Below are 13,437 nucleotides of genomic sequence, written 5' to 3' on the forward strand. Positions count from 1 at the left end.
GTCTTATTTTTGAGCATTAAACATGGACATGGTTTGGTTCATTTGGGTCATAATTGAATTCATTTGAGTGAATTGTTTGAGATAGCGGTTGTACGACATTTCGTACTTACGCTCTAAATTGATTTGTTTATCTTTGATTCGGTCTAAGCTTGACTGTATTGCGTCTTTACGCGTGCTGAAGGTACCTGATGAGAACTTCAAGAAAGGCTCTACCATCGCGTCAAGAGAATCTAGCAAAGCGTCATCCCCATTAAACAACGCCTCTAAGCCTGCGCTGTTTGTTTGTTGAGCTTCTTTGAACTTTTCTTGATCAACTTTCATTTTACCGTTGCGGTCTAGGCTCACGCCGATTTCGCTTAGGCGCATACCATTGTGTTCACCTCGGATTAACCCCGTTAACTGACTCTCAATAGAACGCAATGTCGAGTCGCTAGCGAGCACGCCGCGTTTCTGATCTTCACCGCCAATTTGGGTGTACTGATCGATAGTCGAAACAAGGGCATTGTAGGTTTCCACAAACTTATCTAGTTGTTCTTTAGTGCCTTCGCTATCAGCTCCAATTTTTAAACCGATTGGCGAATCTCCCGCGGCTTGCGGTTTAGATACGGTAATGTCAACACCGTCGATGACACCTTCAAAAGTATTACTTGCGTTGGTTAGTTTCAGGCCTGAGTCTTTTGCACCTAGCCACATAACCGCATCTTGCGGAGCGTTGATTTGCTTGAGGTTGGTGAAGGCGTCTTCAAACCACGCTTGGCCAGTACCCGATGCAGATACGTTGATCTTATTTTCGACACCAGTTTCAGTGCTCGATAGCATAAAGTGTGTTTGACCATTCGAGCGAACTAGAGTGGCGTTAACGCCAGGGTTATCCGTGTGATTGTTAATCGCACTGGCTAAATCGCTGATCGTTGCAGTGCCGTCACCATTAACATCAACGGAGGACAAGTCTAGAGTCATTGTTTCACCGTTGATGGTGAATTCTAAAGATCCAGTTGTTGGTACTTCTGTCGTTGCCTCAAGGTCTGCAGGCATACCTGTAGATACTTGATGCGCCGTTGCCACTTTTTCTACAAAAATCTGATAGTTACCCGTTAGCGCTTTAGCATCCGCGTTTGCAGTAAAGTTACCTTCTTGAGAGAGTGTCGCACTGTTTTTGATGATGCTGTTTGTGCTGTTATTCATCTCTTTCATTGCAGTACGAAAATCACGTAGTGCGCTTTCAACTTTATTAAAAGCTGACAGTTGTGACTGGTACACATTAGCTTGCGCTTGGTAACGGTTTTTGAATGGGTTTGTGTCCAATTGTGCGAATTGGGTTGCCATTTTTACTGGGTCTAAAGAACTCATGAGGTGTGCTCCTCTCATCTCTTATTGGCTTGAATACTTTGAATGCTACGCCTTAGTTTAATTATCAGTGGCAAGATGCGTGCCGTATATTAAATTCAATTAAAACAAAGGTTTAAAGCTATTTTGTTTTCTTGGGAGGAAGTGGTGTTTCCACCTTGTTTGTTCCGCCTTCCTCCATGGAAAAAGTAATTTCCTTATAAGAAAAGGCGACCTAAACAAAGAAAATATTTAATTGTATTGACGGTTCTAATTAGGAGAGATGTTTTAATTAGACGTTATATTCAGCCTTTACTTCAGCTTGATTCAGATAATTCTTACAGAGTGCATTAATTGCGTTCTGATATTATTTTTGATAGTGCGATGTGCAAGTGTTCTCACTAAAAATTAAATTTTTTACGTTTCAAAGAATGTCAGTTATGAATGAATTTGCGTTGCGATTGATGAAATGTGCTCGTGCATATGAAGAGTTCATTAACAAAAAACTATTAAGTAAACAGAGCATCAATTCTGATGAGATAGCTAGTATCTTAAAGGAAGCTAAGTTCAATTTTCCTGAACTTAGAGATAGTAAAATAGGAAGCAAATTAGAGACGATAGAATTAGAACTGTTTAATAAGGTTTTATTTAATATTATGTTGAAATTCGGATTCAGAGTGCCTGAATCTCACAAAGATAATACGAGCTCTATTTATATTCGTAGATAAAAATAAAGCCTTCCATAGGAAGGCTTTATAATTAAGACGATTTAAATTAAGCGCACTATTAACTAAGTAATTAGCGTAGTAGTGACATTGCCATGCTTGGAAGCTGGTTAGTTTGAGACAGAACAGTTGTACCTGCTTGCATCAACATTTGGTTCTTAGTCATGTTTGAAGACTCTACTGCAAAGTCTGTATCCATGATACGACCTTTAGATGCTGTAACGTTTTCTACCATGTTACCAAGGTTAGCCATAGTGTGCTCAAGACGGTTGATGTTCGCACCGAAGTCTGCACGAGAGCTACCAATTTTTTCTACTAGACCGTCAGCGCCGCTGATTTTGTCTAGTGCTGCTTTTGCTTTAGTCGCGTCATCGATACCATCTGTAATTGCTGCATCAGCAAGAATAGTAGTGATTTCACCGATACCTGCGCTTGCGCTTACAGTCAATGTTTCAGCAGAAGATGCACCGATTTGGAATGTTACGTCACCTGCACCGAAGCCGCCGCCTTTAAGAAGGTTTTGACCACCGAACTTAGTGTTGTCTACGATGTTGTTTAGTTCTGCAGTAAGCTGTGTGAACTCTTTGTTAAGAGACGCACGGTCTGTTGCACTGTTTGAACCGTTCAACGATTGTGTAGCAAGGTCGTTCATACGGTAAACGATGTTTGTCATTTCATCCATCGCACCTTCAGCAGTTTGCATCATAGAGATGCCGTCTTGTGCGTTACGCATTGCTACTGACATGCCGCGTGTTTGCGCTTCTAGACGGTTAGCAATTTGAAGACCAGCAGCGTCATCAGCAGCTGAGTTCACACGGTAGCCTGTGCTTAGACGTTCCATTGCTGTGTTTAGAAGTCCGCTTGTTGTGTTCATTGTGTTTTGAGTTACAAGCGAAGCGTAGTTAGTGTGCATTGATAAAGCCATCTTAGTCTCCTTAGTTAGTCACTATATCTTTCAGGCCTCGGGATATTCCCTTGTCACTAACTAGAGGCGGTCGGTCGGCTTTAATGATTAATTTGAAAATTAAAAAATTTCTAAAAAAGATAAAAATTGATGATTTTTAGTGATTTGTATTCCATGAAAACCGGGAAAATCATCATATAAGCCTAAATTTTTTAGTTAAGTTAAAGAAACTATTGCCCAATGATCTTGTGGTTATCCGTTATAAATAAAAAAACAGCACGAATAAATCGTGCTGTTTTAAATATAAATGGTTGAGTTTCAACTATTCCTCATCAAAAGACTGAAAGGAGAGAGAGGTTGGGATATCGCTGAAATAACCAAAATAATAACTGGCACCCAATAAACGATAACGGTTAAGTTCCGTTTGACTCGCTACACGTCCGGCAACCCAAGTATATTTATGCTTTCTTAAGAACTTAGCAATAGGTAGGAAAGCGTGTCTTTCTTCTTTATCCTCTAGTGTGACTGACAATTTGATCATATCGGGACTAAAGTCTGCGACGCGCTCGAAGTTCACTTGCGATGTCGCGACTTCAAACCAAAGTGAATATGCATTCTCTTTTAACTTTTTGGTGAGTGTGGCGACTTTATCACGATCACATAACGTTTCATCAGCTTGAAGAGAAGGAATCACATGTTGAAAAGCAGAAGAGTGGAATTGAATCGTCTGTTCGAGAAAATAAACCCCAGGCTCCCACAGTAATGCATCCACGCGAATCGGCACGACAACATTACTAATCAAGTCGTGGTGAAAGGCTTCTAACTGAAATTGTGTTTGTCTTAGTGCAAGGTAAAGACTGAACAAATCCAGGCAGTACTGCATTTGTTCAGAGAGTTTGAATTGATAGACACTTTGTTCTCCACGCATACCAAATCTCAACGTCAGGTGTTGGAATTCTACTTCCCCTGATTGAGCTTCCCTAATTGCTTGGCATGCGTGTTGGACATCATTGTGTTTTAAAGCATCAAAGACTAATTGATCGTCATCCGTGACGATATGTTGTACTGCGAGACCAACCAAATGTTCGTACATCGCATGTGTTGAAATAAGATTAACCAAGGTTTCCTACCACATTGATTTGTTTGTTTTCTGGGATTTCGTTGTAAGACAATACTGCCAGCCCTTGTGTAAATGTACGAGCGTAACGCGCTAGAAGAGGGCGCAGCTGTGGCATAACGAGAAGGATCGGAGGTAGCCCCTGTTGCTTAAGCTGTTGTCTGATCAATGGCAAGTTTTGTTGGAACTGACCAAGAATGTTTGGCTCAATTGGGAAGCTATCTAGTGTTACCGTACCAGAAGATTGTGCTTGTTGCAGTGAAGTTAGTAGCATTTGTTCTAGCTCATCAGACAGTGCGTAGACATTTAACTCGTTCTTTTGTCCTGCAATTAAGTTAACAAGCGTACGCTTTAGTGCACAGCGCACATCAGATGCAAGTAGGATCGGGTCCTTTGTATTTTCCGCGGATTCCAACATTGTGTTGGCAATCGTGCGAATATCTTTTAGTGGCACTTGGTCCAATAAAAGCTGACGATATACTTTCAGCTGCTGTGCTGGATTAAGTGCTGCTGCTAATGCTTCTGCTAGTTTCGGGGCTTGTTGTGTCAAACGCTGGGTTATTGCTTCCACATCGTCGTGCGTAAACAATTCTGCAAGGTTTGTCTTCATGATTTTACTAATATGAGTGGCTATAACAGTGCCATCGTCGACAACTTGGTAACCCATATTAAGTGCTTTTGCTTTATCTTGATGCTCAATCCACACAGCTGGCAACTGATAAGCAGGATCGCTACCCAAAATGCCATCTACCTCACCGTAAGTTTCGCCAACCGCTATCGCCATTAAACGCTCTGGTTCAATAAAACCTTGCTCAATGACTTCGCCATTTAGAGAAATTGTGTATTGGTTTGGCTTGAGGCTCAGGTTGTCACGAATACGAACTTCAGGTAATAAAAAGCCAACTTGTTCAGAAAGGTTTCGACGCACACCGCGGATACGTTGTGATAAAGGAGCCCCTTGTTCTTTGTTGACTAGATGGACGAGTCGGTAACCAAGCGCAAGTGATAATGTTTGGACGTGAGGAATATCATCCCATGTCAGCGGTGTATCATCGTCTTGCATTGCTTGTGAAAGTGCTTCGACCTCTTCAATCTGGGAGTCTTGCACTGGCTTCTTGGTTTGACGCCACCCTGCGAACGCTAATGCGCCAGCAAACGCAAAAAAGGCTAGGTGTGGCATACCCGGTACCATACCGATTACCGCCATAATACCTGCGACAGTAAATAGCGTTGCAGGAGTTGCCAGTAATTGCTTTTGCATGGTTTCCGACATGCCATTATCGCTATCATTAATTCGCGTAACGATAATCGCGGCAGCCGTTGCCAATAGTAGTGAAGGAATTTGAGCAACTAGACCATCACCGATTGTGAGTAGGGCATAAGTTTTAAAGGCGTCAGACGCAGCGAGTCCATGCTCGAAGACACCAATACTAATACCACCAATGATATTGATAAACAGAATCAACAAACCTGCGATGGCATCGCCACGCACAAACTTTGATGCACCATCCATCGAACCATGAAAATCGGCTTCGTTGGCGACTTCTTTACGGCGTAAGCGAGCCGTTTCCTGATCGATAAGGCCAGCGTTTAAGTCGGCATCAATTGCCATTTGTTTGCCTGGTAAAGCATCCAACGTAAAGCGGGCTGAAACCTCAGAAATACGTTCACCACCTTTGGTGATTACGACGAAGTTGATGATCATCAAGATGACGAACACCACCATACCAACGACGTAGTTACCGCCAATGACGACTTCACCGAATGCTTGAATGACCTTACCCGCTGCGTCACCACCATTATGTCCTTCTAAGAGTACAATTCGCGTAGAAGCCACGTTCAATGTTAGACGTAATAATGTTGCGACCAGCAAAATAGTTGGAAAAACAGAGAAATCTAATGGTCGCTTTGCGGTTGTGCTGACCAGCAATACTAGGATTGCTAAGACGATATTAAAGGTAAACAGCGCATCCAGTAGCAGAGGAGGCAAAGGAAGAATCACCATTGCTAATATCATTAGCAAGACGATTGGAATGCCAACGTAGCCTTTGGTTGATGTTTGAAGTTGTTTTAACCGGTTAAGCATACTTTCGTGTCCTTGGATAAACGCGGGTTAATCAGTGCTGCAAATGTTTTGGAATCGAAAAATGAGGTAAAGGAATTGGCTCTTTTCCCTCACCTTTACGAAAGGCTTTCAATTGCAAAACGTAAGTAAGAATATGTGCCACTGCGATGTACAGTTGGCTTGGGATTGCTTGTTCAATCGCCGTCGTGTGATAAATCGAACGGGTAAGTGGCGGGGAGTTAATGATTTCCACTTTGTTTTCTCGGGCGATACGTTGAATGTGCATAGCGGTTTCGTCTACGCCTTTTGCGACGACAAAGGGCGCGTCAGAAAGCGAAGGCTCGTATTTCAGTGCGACTGCGTAGTGCGTTGGGTTTGTGATGATCACGTCAGCCGTCGGCACCATTTTATCGATCTTACGGCGCGCAAACTGTTGCTGTATTTGACGAATACGTTGTTTTACTTCCGGACGACCTTCATTATTTTTAAATTCCTCTTTCAATTCTTGTTTCGTCATGCGGAGTTCTTTTAGGTGTTCCCAACGCTGATAAGGAATGTCGATAACCCCAAATAACAACAATGCAAAGCCCATTAAGAGTAAGCCTTCAAACAGAATTGACATTACTAGAGAAAAACCTTGGCTGAGTGGGAGGTTTTGCATGCCAAGTAATGGCTGTAAGTGGTTGTCTAAATAGCCATATAAGATGCCGAAGATCACGGCTACTTTGAACGTCGACTTTAAGAGCTCAACCACTGAGCGGGTCGAAAAAATGCGCTTTATCCCGCTCAAAGGATTAATTTTGCTGAGCTTTGGCATCACGTTCGCGGGACGGAACATCCAGCCGCCTAGCACAAGGCTACTACCACAGGTCACGATAATAATGACGGTAAACAATGGTAATAGCATGTCGATGATGACCGCTAAACTTTGTCCCAATTGCTCGACAAGTTGTTTAGGATTTTCTAGGTCGGCTCGCGTCAGCATCATGTTGTAGCGAAAGATCCCCGACATGCTTTCCCAAATACTATTAAGCTGAGAGTAAAAGTAGAGCGCCACCGCTAGAAATATAACCGCAGTAGTAAACTCTTTCGCGCGAGGAATTTGTCCTTCCTGGCGGGCTTTCTTTACCTTCTGCGGTGAGGCTTTTTCAGTTTTGTCTTGAGAAGATTGATCGCTCATGCTCCCCCCAACATAAAGTTACTCAAGTGTCTAATGGTGTCGTGAACGAGCGCCGTGTAGCGACCAGGAACACCAGAAACTGAGATTAATACGCTGAATAGACCCAGCAGCATCGTCATAGGAAAACCTAACGCATAGACATTAAGTGATGGTGCGGCTCGGTTCATTACACCAAAACTGATGTTGGCTAGAAGCATGGAAACAATAGCGGGCAAAGCCAAAGCGAGTGAAGAGGCAAACATCCAACCGAAAATATTGACAACACCTTGCAGAGAAAGCGATGTGATACCAGATCCGACTGGCCAAACAACAAAGCTTTGAATCACGATATCTATGACGAGTAAGTGTCCTTCTAGCGCAAGAAACAACAAGGTTGAGAAAATCAGAAATATGCGTCCCAAAATGGCGACAGAAAGCCCGTTAATAGGATCATTCATCATCGCCATACCTAAGCCCATTTGCAGAGAAATCACCTGACCAAGCATGGTGAAAACGTTAAAGAGCATGTGCAAAATTAACCCAAACATTACCCCCCAAATAGCTTGCTCAAAAGCAAGGAACAGGGAAGTCATAGAGAATAACTCGACTTGTGGCATGGGTGGCATTAACGGTCCAGTAATGACAACGATCGAGAGGGCCAGTAAAGTACGAACCCAAACAGGAATAATCGCATCACCAAAGAAAGGCATTGAAATAAATACGGCTCCCACACGAAAAAACGGCCACCAGAGTTGACCGAGTATCGCCGAGAGCTCTGCAAATGTGATGGCCATTAGCCAATCATCCCTGGTATGTTGTGGAACAAGAAATCAAACAGTTCCATGATCTTACGGAGCATCCAGTGACCTGCAAAAATCACCATTAATAAGGTAACGAGCAAACGTGGCAAAAAGCTGAGTGTTTGCTCGTTGATTTGTGTGGCAGCCTGAAATACGGCGATACACAAACCGACAATTAAGCCTGGAACAACCAATACGGCAACCATCAAAATGATCAGCCATACTGCATCGGAAAATAACGTTACGGTTAGTTCTGGGGTCATAACTGCTCCTAGTTAACCGAAGCTGGCAGATAAGGTGCCAACTGTCATTGCCCAACCATCCACGAGTACAAATACCACCAACTTAAAGGGAAGTGAGACAATCAAAGGTGATAGCATCATCATACCCATTGCCATCAGGACACTGGCGACAACCAAGTCGATGACCAAAAACGGGATGAAAAGCATAAAACCAATTTGGAAGGCGGTTTTCAGTTCACTAATGACAAATGCAGGCAAGACAACGGCAAATGAAATATCCTCAACGTTTTGGTCGAGAGGCTCATTGGCAATACGTAACATTTGTTCAAGAGAGCTTTGGTGCGTCTGTGCCAACATGAACTCTCTCACTGGTTTCTCTGCAACAGAAAAAGCCTGTATTAGCGTGATTTCGCCGTTGTCGTATGGCTGAAACGCATTTTCATAAATATCGCTCCAGACAGGGCGCATAATCAGTAACGTCAATGCGAGAGCGATCCCGACCAACACTCTGTTAGGTGGGCTTTGTTGAAGACCAAGAGCTTGGCGCAAAATCGCAAGGACAACGACAATTCGAGTAAAGCTCGTCGCCATCAAAATAAATGCTGGAAGAAAACTGAGCGCCGTCATCAACAACAGAATTTGCAGTTTAACGCTGTATTCTTGTTGTGTGTCGCCATCAGAAACGGACAAGATAGTTAAGCCGTTGTCAGCCGCCATTGTTGGGAAAGCAAACAAAAGTGACACCAATACCAAAAGAGGTAACCAACGGTGCCAAGCGCTCAGATTTTTCATTGTGATGCCTACCTAAGATTATTGACCAACGCCACTCAATGCAGAGTCATGTACATCGATCAGACGAAGTCCATACTTATCATTGACAACGACAACTTCAGCGTGGCCCATAAGAGAACCGTTTACTTTCACGTCTAAAGGCTCGCCATTGAGCTTTTCCAACTCGATAACCGTGCCTTCACCCGCTTTCATTAAGTCCCCAAGTGGGATCTCCTTACTCGCAACTTCCAGCGTGACTGTGACAGGAATGCTTTTGAAAAAGCTAAGGTCACGTTCCGCAGTGGCTGGTTCTTGTTGGAGCGTATCTTCGGCTTCAAAGTCTTCTAATTGAAAATCATCAAAGTTCAGTTCTTCTGCGTCGAATGCATTAGTTTCTAGCGCTTCGCTCATCGCTGCGGTTCCTTATCAGGGTTAAAGATCAAAACAAGTTGGCCGTCTTGCTCGGCAATACGACCTGTAAATAGAGATTGGTTGCCAATGCTTACTGGAACCGTGTTAAGAAGCTCAATAGGTAAAATATCGTTGGGTTGTAAGCCAACCACATCACTTAAAGGCATCTTCTTTTTACTTAGAACAACGTTCAGTCGAACGGGGGTCGTCTCTAAAGAACGACAGAAAGGTTGAAACAAATCGGTATCAGGCTGCAGTTCAAGCTGCTCGATCAGCGTTTGAATAAGATGACCATCTAGCTTGAGATGAATTGAGCCTTGATGATCGTCAAACGCAATGTTTAATTGAACGTTAATGCCAATTCCTCTAGGGGTCTCATACTCACCCGTGTCCCACATTTCACCAGGAGCAAGCCAACCGATGATGATTCGACTGATGCGCTCTTGTAAACGTAAGTCACTGGCCGTCAGAGTAGCGGCTGAACGCTCTGCACTTGCACCATAAAATCTATCAGCCAACTTTATTAGCGTGTGAGGGTTACCATGGATGAATACCATGCCGCCTTCCTGATGTTGATAGGTCGACGTTTGCTCTTTGTCCATCTCAACCGATGTAAAGCGGTGCAAGTCTACTGAGGTTAAGCTAGCTTCCACTTTTCCTGTGCTGAGCCAATTTTGTAATTCAGTCGTAAGGTTTGAGCAAGATTCTGAAATTAAATTATCGAGCTTCTCACGAATTATATGAATAGGTTTGCCTAATAATTCTACATCAAGTAGTTGACTATCAGAAATAGGCTCGCTAACTCTATTTTCCATTTATATTTTACCGTGCGTTAACAATCGAAAGTGTTTTAACTTAATGGCGTGTAGTCTACACAGAAATTTTAATGATCTTTTAGCTCCAAACTCTAAGATTGTGACTTTAGTTCACATGTTGCTTTGTTCATATAGTCATAATCTTTTAATGATATTTAAAAAGAGTTAGTTTTCTTTATAAATCGCTTAATAAATAAAATAACAATGTTGAGCGTTTTAGTTGTTATGGATTTTTTAAATTGCCTTTATGGCGTAACAACAACTTCAAATAAATAAATTATAAGATACTGTTTTTTATGCTTAAAGCTTCCGACGGAGGCTAAGCGTGCTCTCTTGAGCGTTTTGTAAACAATTTTAATATTCAGAATAGGTAATTAAAATGATTAGCTATGCCAGTTCTCTCGGCTTGGTGGCATATTTAATTAAACGGTTTAAGTCATGGGAATGTAAGATATACATGAATCATGTCCGTTTGATAATTTGTAACACAATTATTGTTATCAGTTTTATTTTTTCAAAAGTGTCATATTCAGAAGAAGTCTTAACAATCCCTATGGACCTCTCTAAATGGACATATGAGGGAAATAAATTCAAATGCAACTTGTTGCAATCAAATAATGACTATGGGAAGTTTTATTTCCTAGCGGAACCTAATAATAAATTCTATTTTATTTCCGATATAGAATATGAAAACAATAAATGGAAAACGATTGCTTTAACAACTCAAAATGCTCCTTGGAGTGATGAGCTTTATAGAAAAGAATTTGGTTCCCTTGAATTTACTAAGCCGTCTCAGCGTTTCATCTTTAATAAAGGCGCTGAAGAATTCATGGATTCAATTGCTTCGGGTAGTTGGGTGACGCTGTCACTTAAAGGAAGTAATGCTTCCTCTGTTTCAGAGATTGTGATTCCTACTCTTCAAATTCAAAACGCATTGAAATCATTTAATGTGTGTCGCGCGCGATTGCCTAAATTGTCTTTTTCAGAGGCAAGGGATATGGCGCTCTCATTTGAGTTTGGTCAGAAGACGTTAAGTCGTGGACAGAAAGCAACACTAGAAGCGCTGTATAGCTATGTATCTGTGGATGATCGAGTGACCAAAATCCTCATCGACGGTCACACCGATAACGTTGGTTCAAGTTTAACGAACCTTTCTGTGTCACGTACTCGAGCAGAGCAAGTCACCAACGCTTTGATTGAGCTTGGGGTCGACGAGTCGATGATCGAAACACGAGCTCATGGTTCGCGTTACCCAATTGCCAGCAATAACTCGGTTAATGGCCAAGCAAAAAACCGACGTGTCACCCTGCGTTTAGTGAGGGACAACGAGTATACGGCTACGAAACACCACCCAGATCTACAATCACAAAATCAACAAACGAAAGTTAAGGTTCAATGATGACGAAAACGAAAATTTTGTTGGTTGAGCCAAATGAAGCTCTTGCTCAACCAGTATTGGATGTGTTGCAAAATGCAGGTTACACCGCGAAACACACTCGTACTGGTCGAGGCGCTTTGCTTGAAGAGCGAGCAGAAATCACTTTAGTGAGCTCTACGCTGCCGGATATGTGTGTTCGTGAGTTTGTCGCGTGTCACCAAAAGCAGCGAAATTCGGGTGTTGTTATTGCGATTGTCGACCAAGAACAAGGCATCTTGGCTGCTGAGACGATGAAAGCGGGCGCTACTGATTATCTATTACGCCCGTTTGAATCTAATCAGTTGGTTAATCTGCTTAAACGTGTTGAAGCGTTAGGTAAGCCAATGGCCAACATTGTTGCGGAGTCTTGGAGAAGCAAACAAGTTCTGCAATTGGCGCATCGTGCAGCATGTACTAACGCGAGTGTGCTTATTACAGGTGAATCGGGAACGGGTAAAGAAGTGCTGGCGCGATATGTGCACGAGCACTCTCCGCGTATCAATGGTCCATTTGTGGCGGTTAACTGTGCCGCCATTCCAGAGTCAATGTTAGAGGCTGTGCTATTCGGTCATGTAAAAGGCGCGTTCACCGGAGCGACAAATTCTCAAAGCGGTAAGTTTGAAGAAGCAAATGGCGGGACGATTCTGCTTGACGAGATTGGTGAAATGTCACCTGCGGTTCAAGCGAAATTGTTACGCGTCCTTCAAGAGCGTGAAGTAGAACGTGTTGGTAGCCATAAAGCCGTTCAGCTCGATATTCGTGTTATTGCGGCAACCAACAAAGACTTACGTGAGGAAGTTCAAAAAGGCACGTTCCGTGAAGATCTTTATTATCGATTAGATGTGCTGCCTCTGCACTGGCCGCCTTTGCGTGAAAGAAAAGAGGACATTCTACCGATTAGCCAATTCTTTATTGAAAAGTATCAAGATAGCAGCCGCTGTCACCTATCCCAAGATGCGATTAGTGCGCTGAGTCAGTATCACTGGCCGGGCAATATTCGTGAGTTGGAAAATGTCATTCAACGCGCTTTGGTCATGCGTCATGGTGATTACATTACAGCCCATGACCTGATGCTGCCTATTGAGCTTGTCGCGTCAGTTCCTACAGCAGAGCCAACTTCAAGTTTTGGTCATGTAGAAGCGAAGAAGCAAGCTGAATATCAGTTTATTTTGGAAAAGTTACGTCAGTTTGGTGGAAACCGAACGAAAACCGCAAACGCGCTTGGAGTCTCTACTCGAGCGCTACGCTACAAGCTCGCAGCAATGCGAGAACATGGTATTGATTTACAGTCGGCACTAGGCTCGGCTGCCTAATAGGAGAAAAAATAGATGGCAAGTCAACCTACTCATGCGGTCTCGGCAGAGCAACTTATGTTGTCAAAAATGCAGGCGATGCAGGCACAAGTGCAGCCGCCAGAGTTTATCGTGAGTGCAAATCCTTTAGATCAACAATCACTAAACGCACCTTTATCGTTCTCACAAGCGATGACAAATGTGTTGGATACAGTGAATCAACATCAATCAGTGGCTAGTCAAAAAATGACGGCCGTAGAAACAGGAAAAAGTGATGACCTAGTTGGTGCAATGGTCGCGAGCCAAAAAGCCAGCTTGTCCTTTAATGCTTTGATGCAAGTGCGCAACAAAGTCGTGACCTCATTTGAAGATATTATGAAGATGCCGGTGTAA

The 13,437-nt window shown here is 42.9% G+C and carries 14 protein-coding genes; 4 read left to right on the forward strand and 10 right to left on the reverse strand.

The window, feature by feature from the left end; translation table 11 throughout:
* Window positions 1–3: 3 nt before the first annotated feature.
* Entirely contained in the window at window positions 4–1,350 is a 1,347-nt protein-coding gene (gene fliD / locus R7P64_RS01560; RefSeq protein ID WP_213962318.1) for a flagellar filament capping protein FliD, read from the reverse strand.
* Window positions 1,351–1,766: 416 nt separating this feature from the next.
* Here fliD and R7P64_RS01565 point away from each other — a divergent pair, with 416 nt between their 5' ends.
* The gene (locus tag R7P64_RS01565) at window positions 1,767–2,054 is read left to right on the forward strand and encodes a hypothetical protein (RefSeq protein WP_005375016.1); all 288 of its coding nucleotides are present in this window, start codon (window positions 1,767–1,769) and stop codon (window positions 2,052–2,054) included.
* A 70-nt stretch (window positions 2,055–2,124) separates the two neighbouring features.
* Here the strand turns inward: R7P64_RS01565 and lafA are convergent, their stop codons facing one another.
* From lafA to R7P64_RS01610, 9 genes are all read right to left on the reverse strand, one after another.
* On the reverse strand, window positions 2,125–2,976 hold the full coding sequence (gene lafA / locus R7P64_RS01570) for a lateral flagellin LafA (protein ID WP_005375019.1): 852 nt from the start codon (window positions 2,974–2,976) through the stop codon (window positions 2,125–2,127).
* A 301-nt stretch (window positions 2,977–3,277) separates the two neighbouring features.
* Window positions 3,278–4,048, reverse strand: coding sequence for an EAL domain-containing protein (locus R7P64_RS01575; protein ID WP_005375023.1), 771 nt, complete (start codon window positions 4,046–4,048; stop codon window positions 3,278–3,280).
* 19 nt (window positions 4,049–4,067) lie between these two features.
* Window positions 4,068–6,158 carry a flagellar biosynthesis protein FlhA gene (gene flhA, locus R7P64_RS01580; RefSeq protein ID WP_005375024.1) on the reverse strand — a complete coding sequence of 697 codons (2,091 nt, stop codon included), beginning with the start codon at window positions 6,156–6,158 and terminating at the stop codon, window positions 4,068–4,070.
* Between the two features lie 31 nt (window positions 6,159–6,189).
* Window positions 6,190–7,317, reverse strand: a complete 1,128-nt coding sequence (gene flhB / locus R7P64_RS01585; RefSeq protein ID WP_005375025.1) for a flagellar biosynthesis protein FlhB — start codon at window positions 7,315–7,317, stop codon at window positions 6,190–6,192.
* Window positions 7,314–8,090: a flagellar biosynthetic protein FliR gene (gene fliR / locus R7P64_RS01590; protein WP_005375027.1), complete on the reverse strand. Its 777-nt coding sequence runs from the start codon at window positions 8,088–8,090 to the stop codon at window positions 7,314–7,316. Before fliR ends, flhB begins: the two co-directional genes overlap by 4 nt.
* The gene (gene fliQ / locus R7P64_RS01595; protein ID WP_005375036.1) at window positions 8,090–8,359 is read right to left on the reverse strand and encodes a flagellar biosynthesis protein FliQ; all 270 of its coding nucleotides are present in this window, start codon (window positions 8,357–8,359) and stop codon (window positions 8,090–8,092) included. The genes fliR and fliQ overlap by 1 nt, the downstream gene beginning before the upstream one ends.
* A gap of 12 nt (window positions 8,360–8,371) precedes the next feature.
* Window positions 8,372–9,130, reverse strand: a complete 759-nt coding sequence (fliP, locus tag R7P64_RS01600; protein WP_005375037.1) for a flagellar type III secretion system pore protein FliP — start codon at window positions 9,128–9,130, stop codon at window positions 8,372–8,374.
* Window positions 9,131–9,148: 18 nt separating this feature from the next.
* A complete protein-coding gene (gene fliN, locus R7P64_RS01605) occupies window positions 9,149–9,520 on the reverse strand; it encodes a flagellar motor switch protein FliN (RefSeq protein WP_005375038.1) in 372 nt (123 codons plus the stop codon).
* Complete coding sequence (locus tag R7P64_RS01610; protein WP_005375039.1) at window positions 9,517–10,335, reverse strand: FliM/FliN family flagellar motor switch protein; 819 nt, start codon at window positions 10,333–10,335, stop codon at window positions 9,517–9,519. Before R7P64_RS01610 ends, fliN begins: the two co-directional genes overlap by 4 nt.
* Before the next feature lie 379 nt (window positions 10,336–10,714).
* On the opposite strand from R7P64_RS01610, the gene R7P64_RS01615 reads away from it, so the two are divergent.
* From R7P64_RS01615 to fliE, 3 genes are read left to right on the forward strand one after another with little or no spacing between them, the layout of a single operon-like run.
* Window positions 10,715–11,734 (forward strand): OmpA family protein, encoded by a 1,020-nt coding sequence (locus R7P64_RS01615; RefSeq protein ID WP_158173237.1) that lies wholly within the window; start codon window positions 10,715–10,717, stop codon window positions 11,732–11,734.
* Window positions 11,734–13,065, forward strand: a complete 1,332-nt coding sequence (locus tag R7P64_RS01620; RefSeq protein ID WP_031778880.1) for a sigma-54 interaction domain-containing protein — start codon at window positions 11,734–11,736, stop codon at window positions 13,063–13,065. The genes R7P64_RS01615 and R7P64_RS01620 overlap by 1 nt, the downstream gene beginning before the upstream one ends.
* 15 nt (window positions 13,066–13,080) lie before the next feature.
* The gene (fliE, locus tag R7P64_RS01625; RefSeq protein WP_005375045.1) at window positions 13,081–13,437 is read left to right on the forward strand and encodes a flagellar hook-basal body complex protein FliE; all 357 of its coding nucleotides are present in this window, start codon (window positions 13,081–13,083) and stop codon (window positions 13,435–13,437) included.

Origin of the sequence: Vibrio sp. 2304, assembly GCF_033339475.1 — a bacterium.
In the GTDB taxonomy this organism is placed as follows: Bacteria; Pseudomonadota; Gammaproteobacteria; order Enterobacterales; family Vibrionaceae; genus Vibrio; species Vibrio alginolyticus.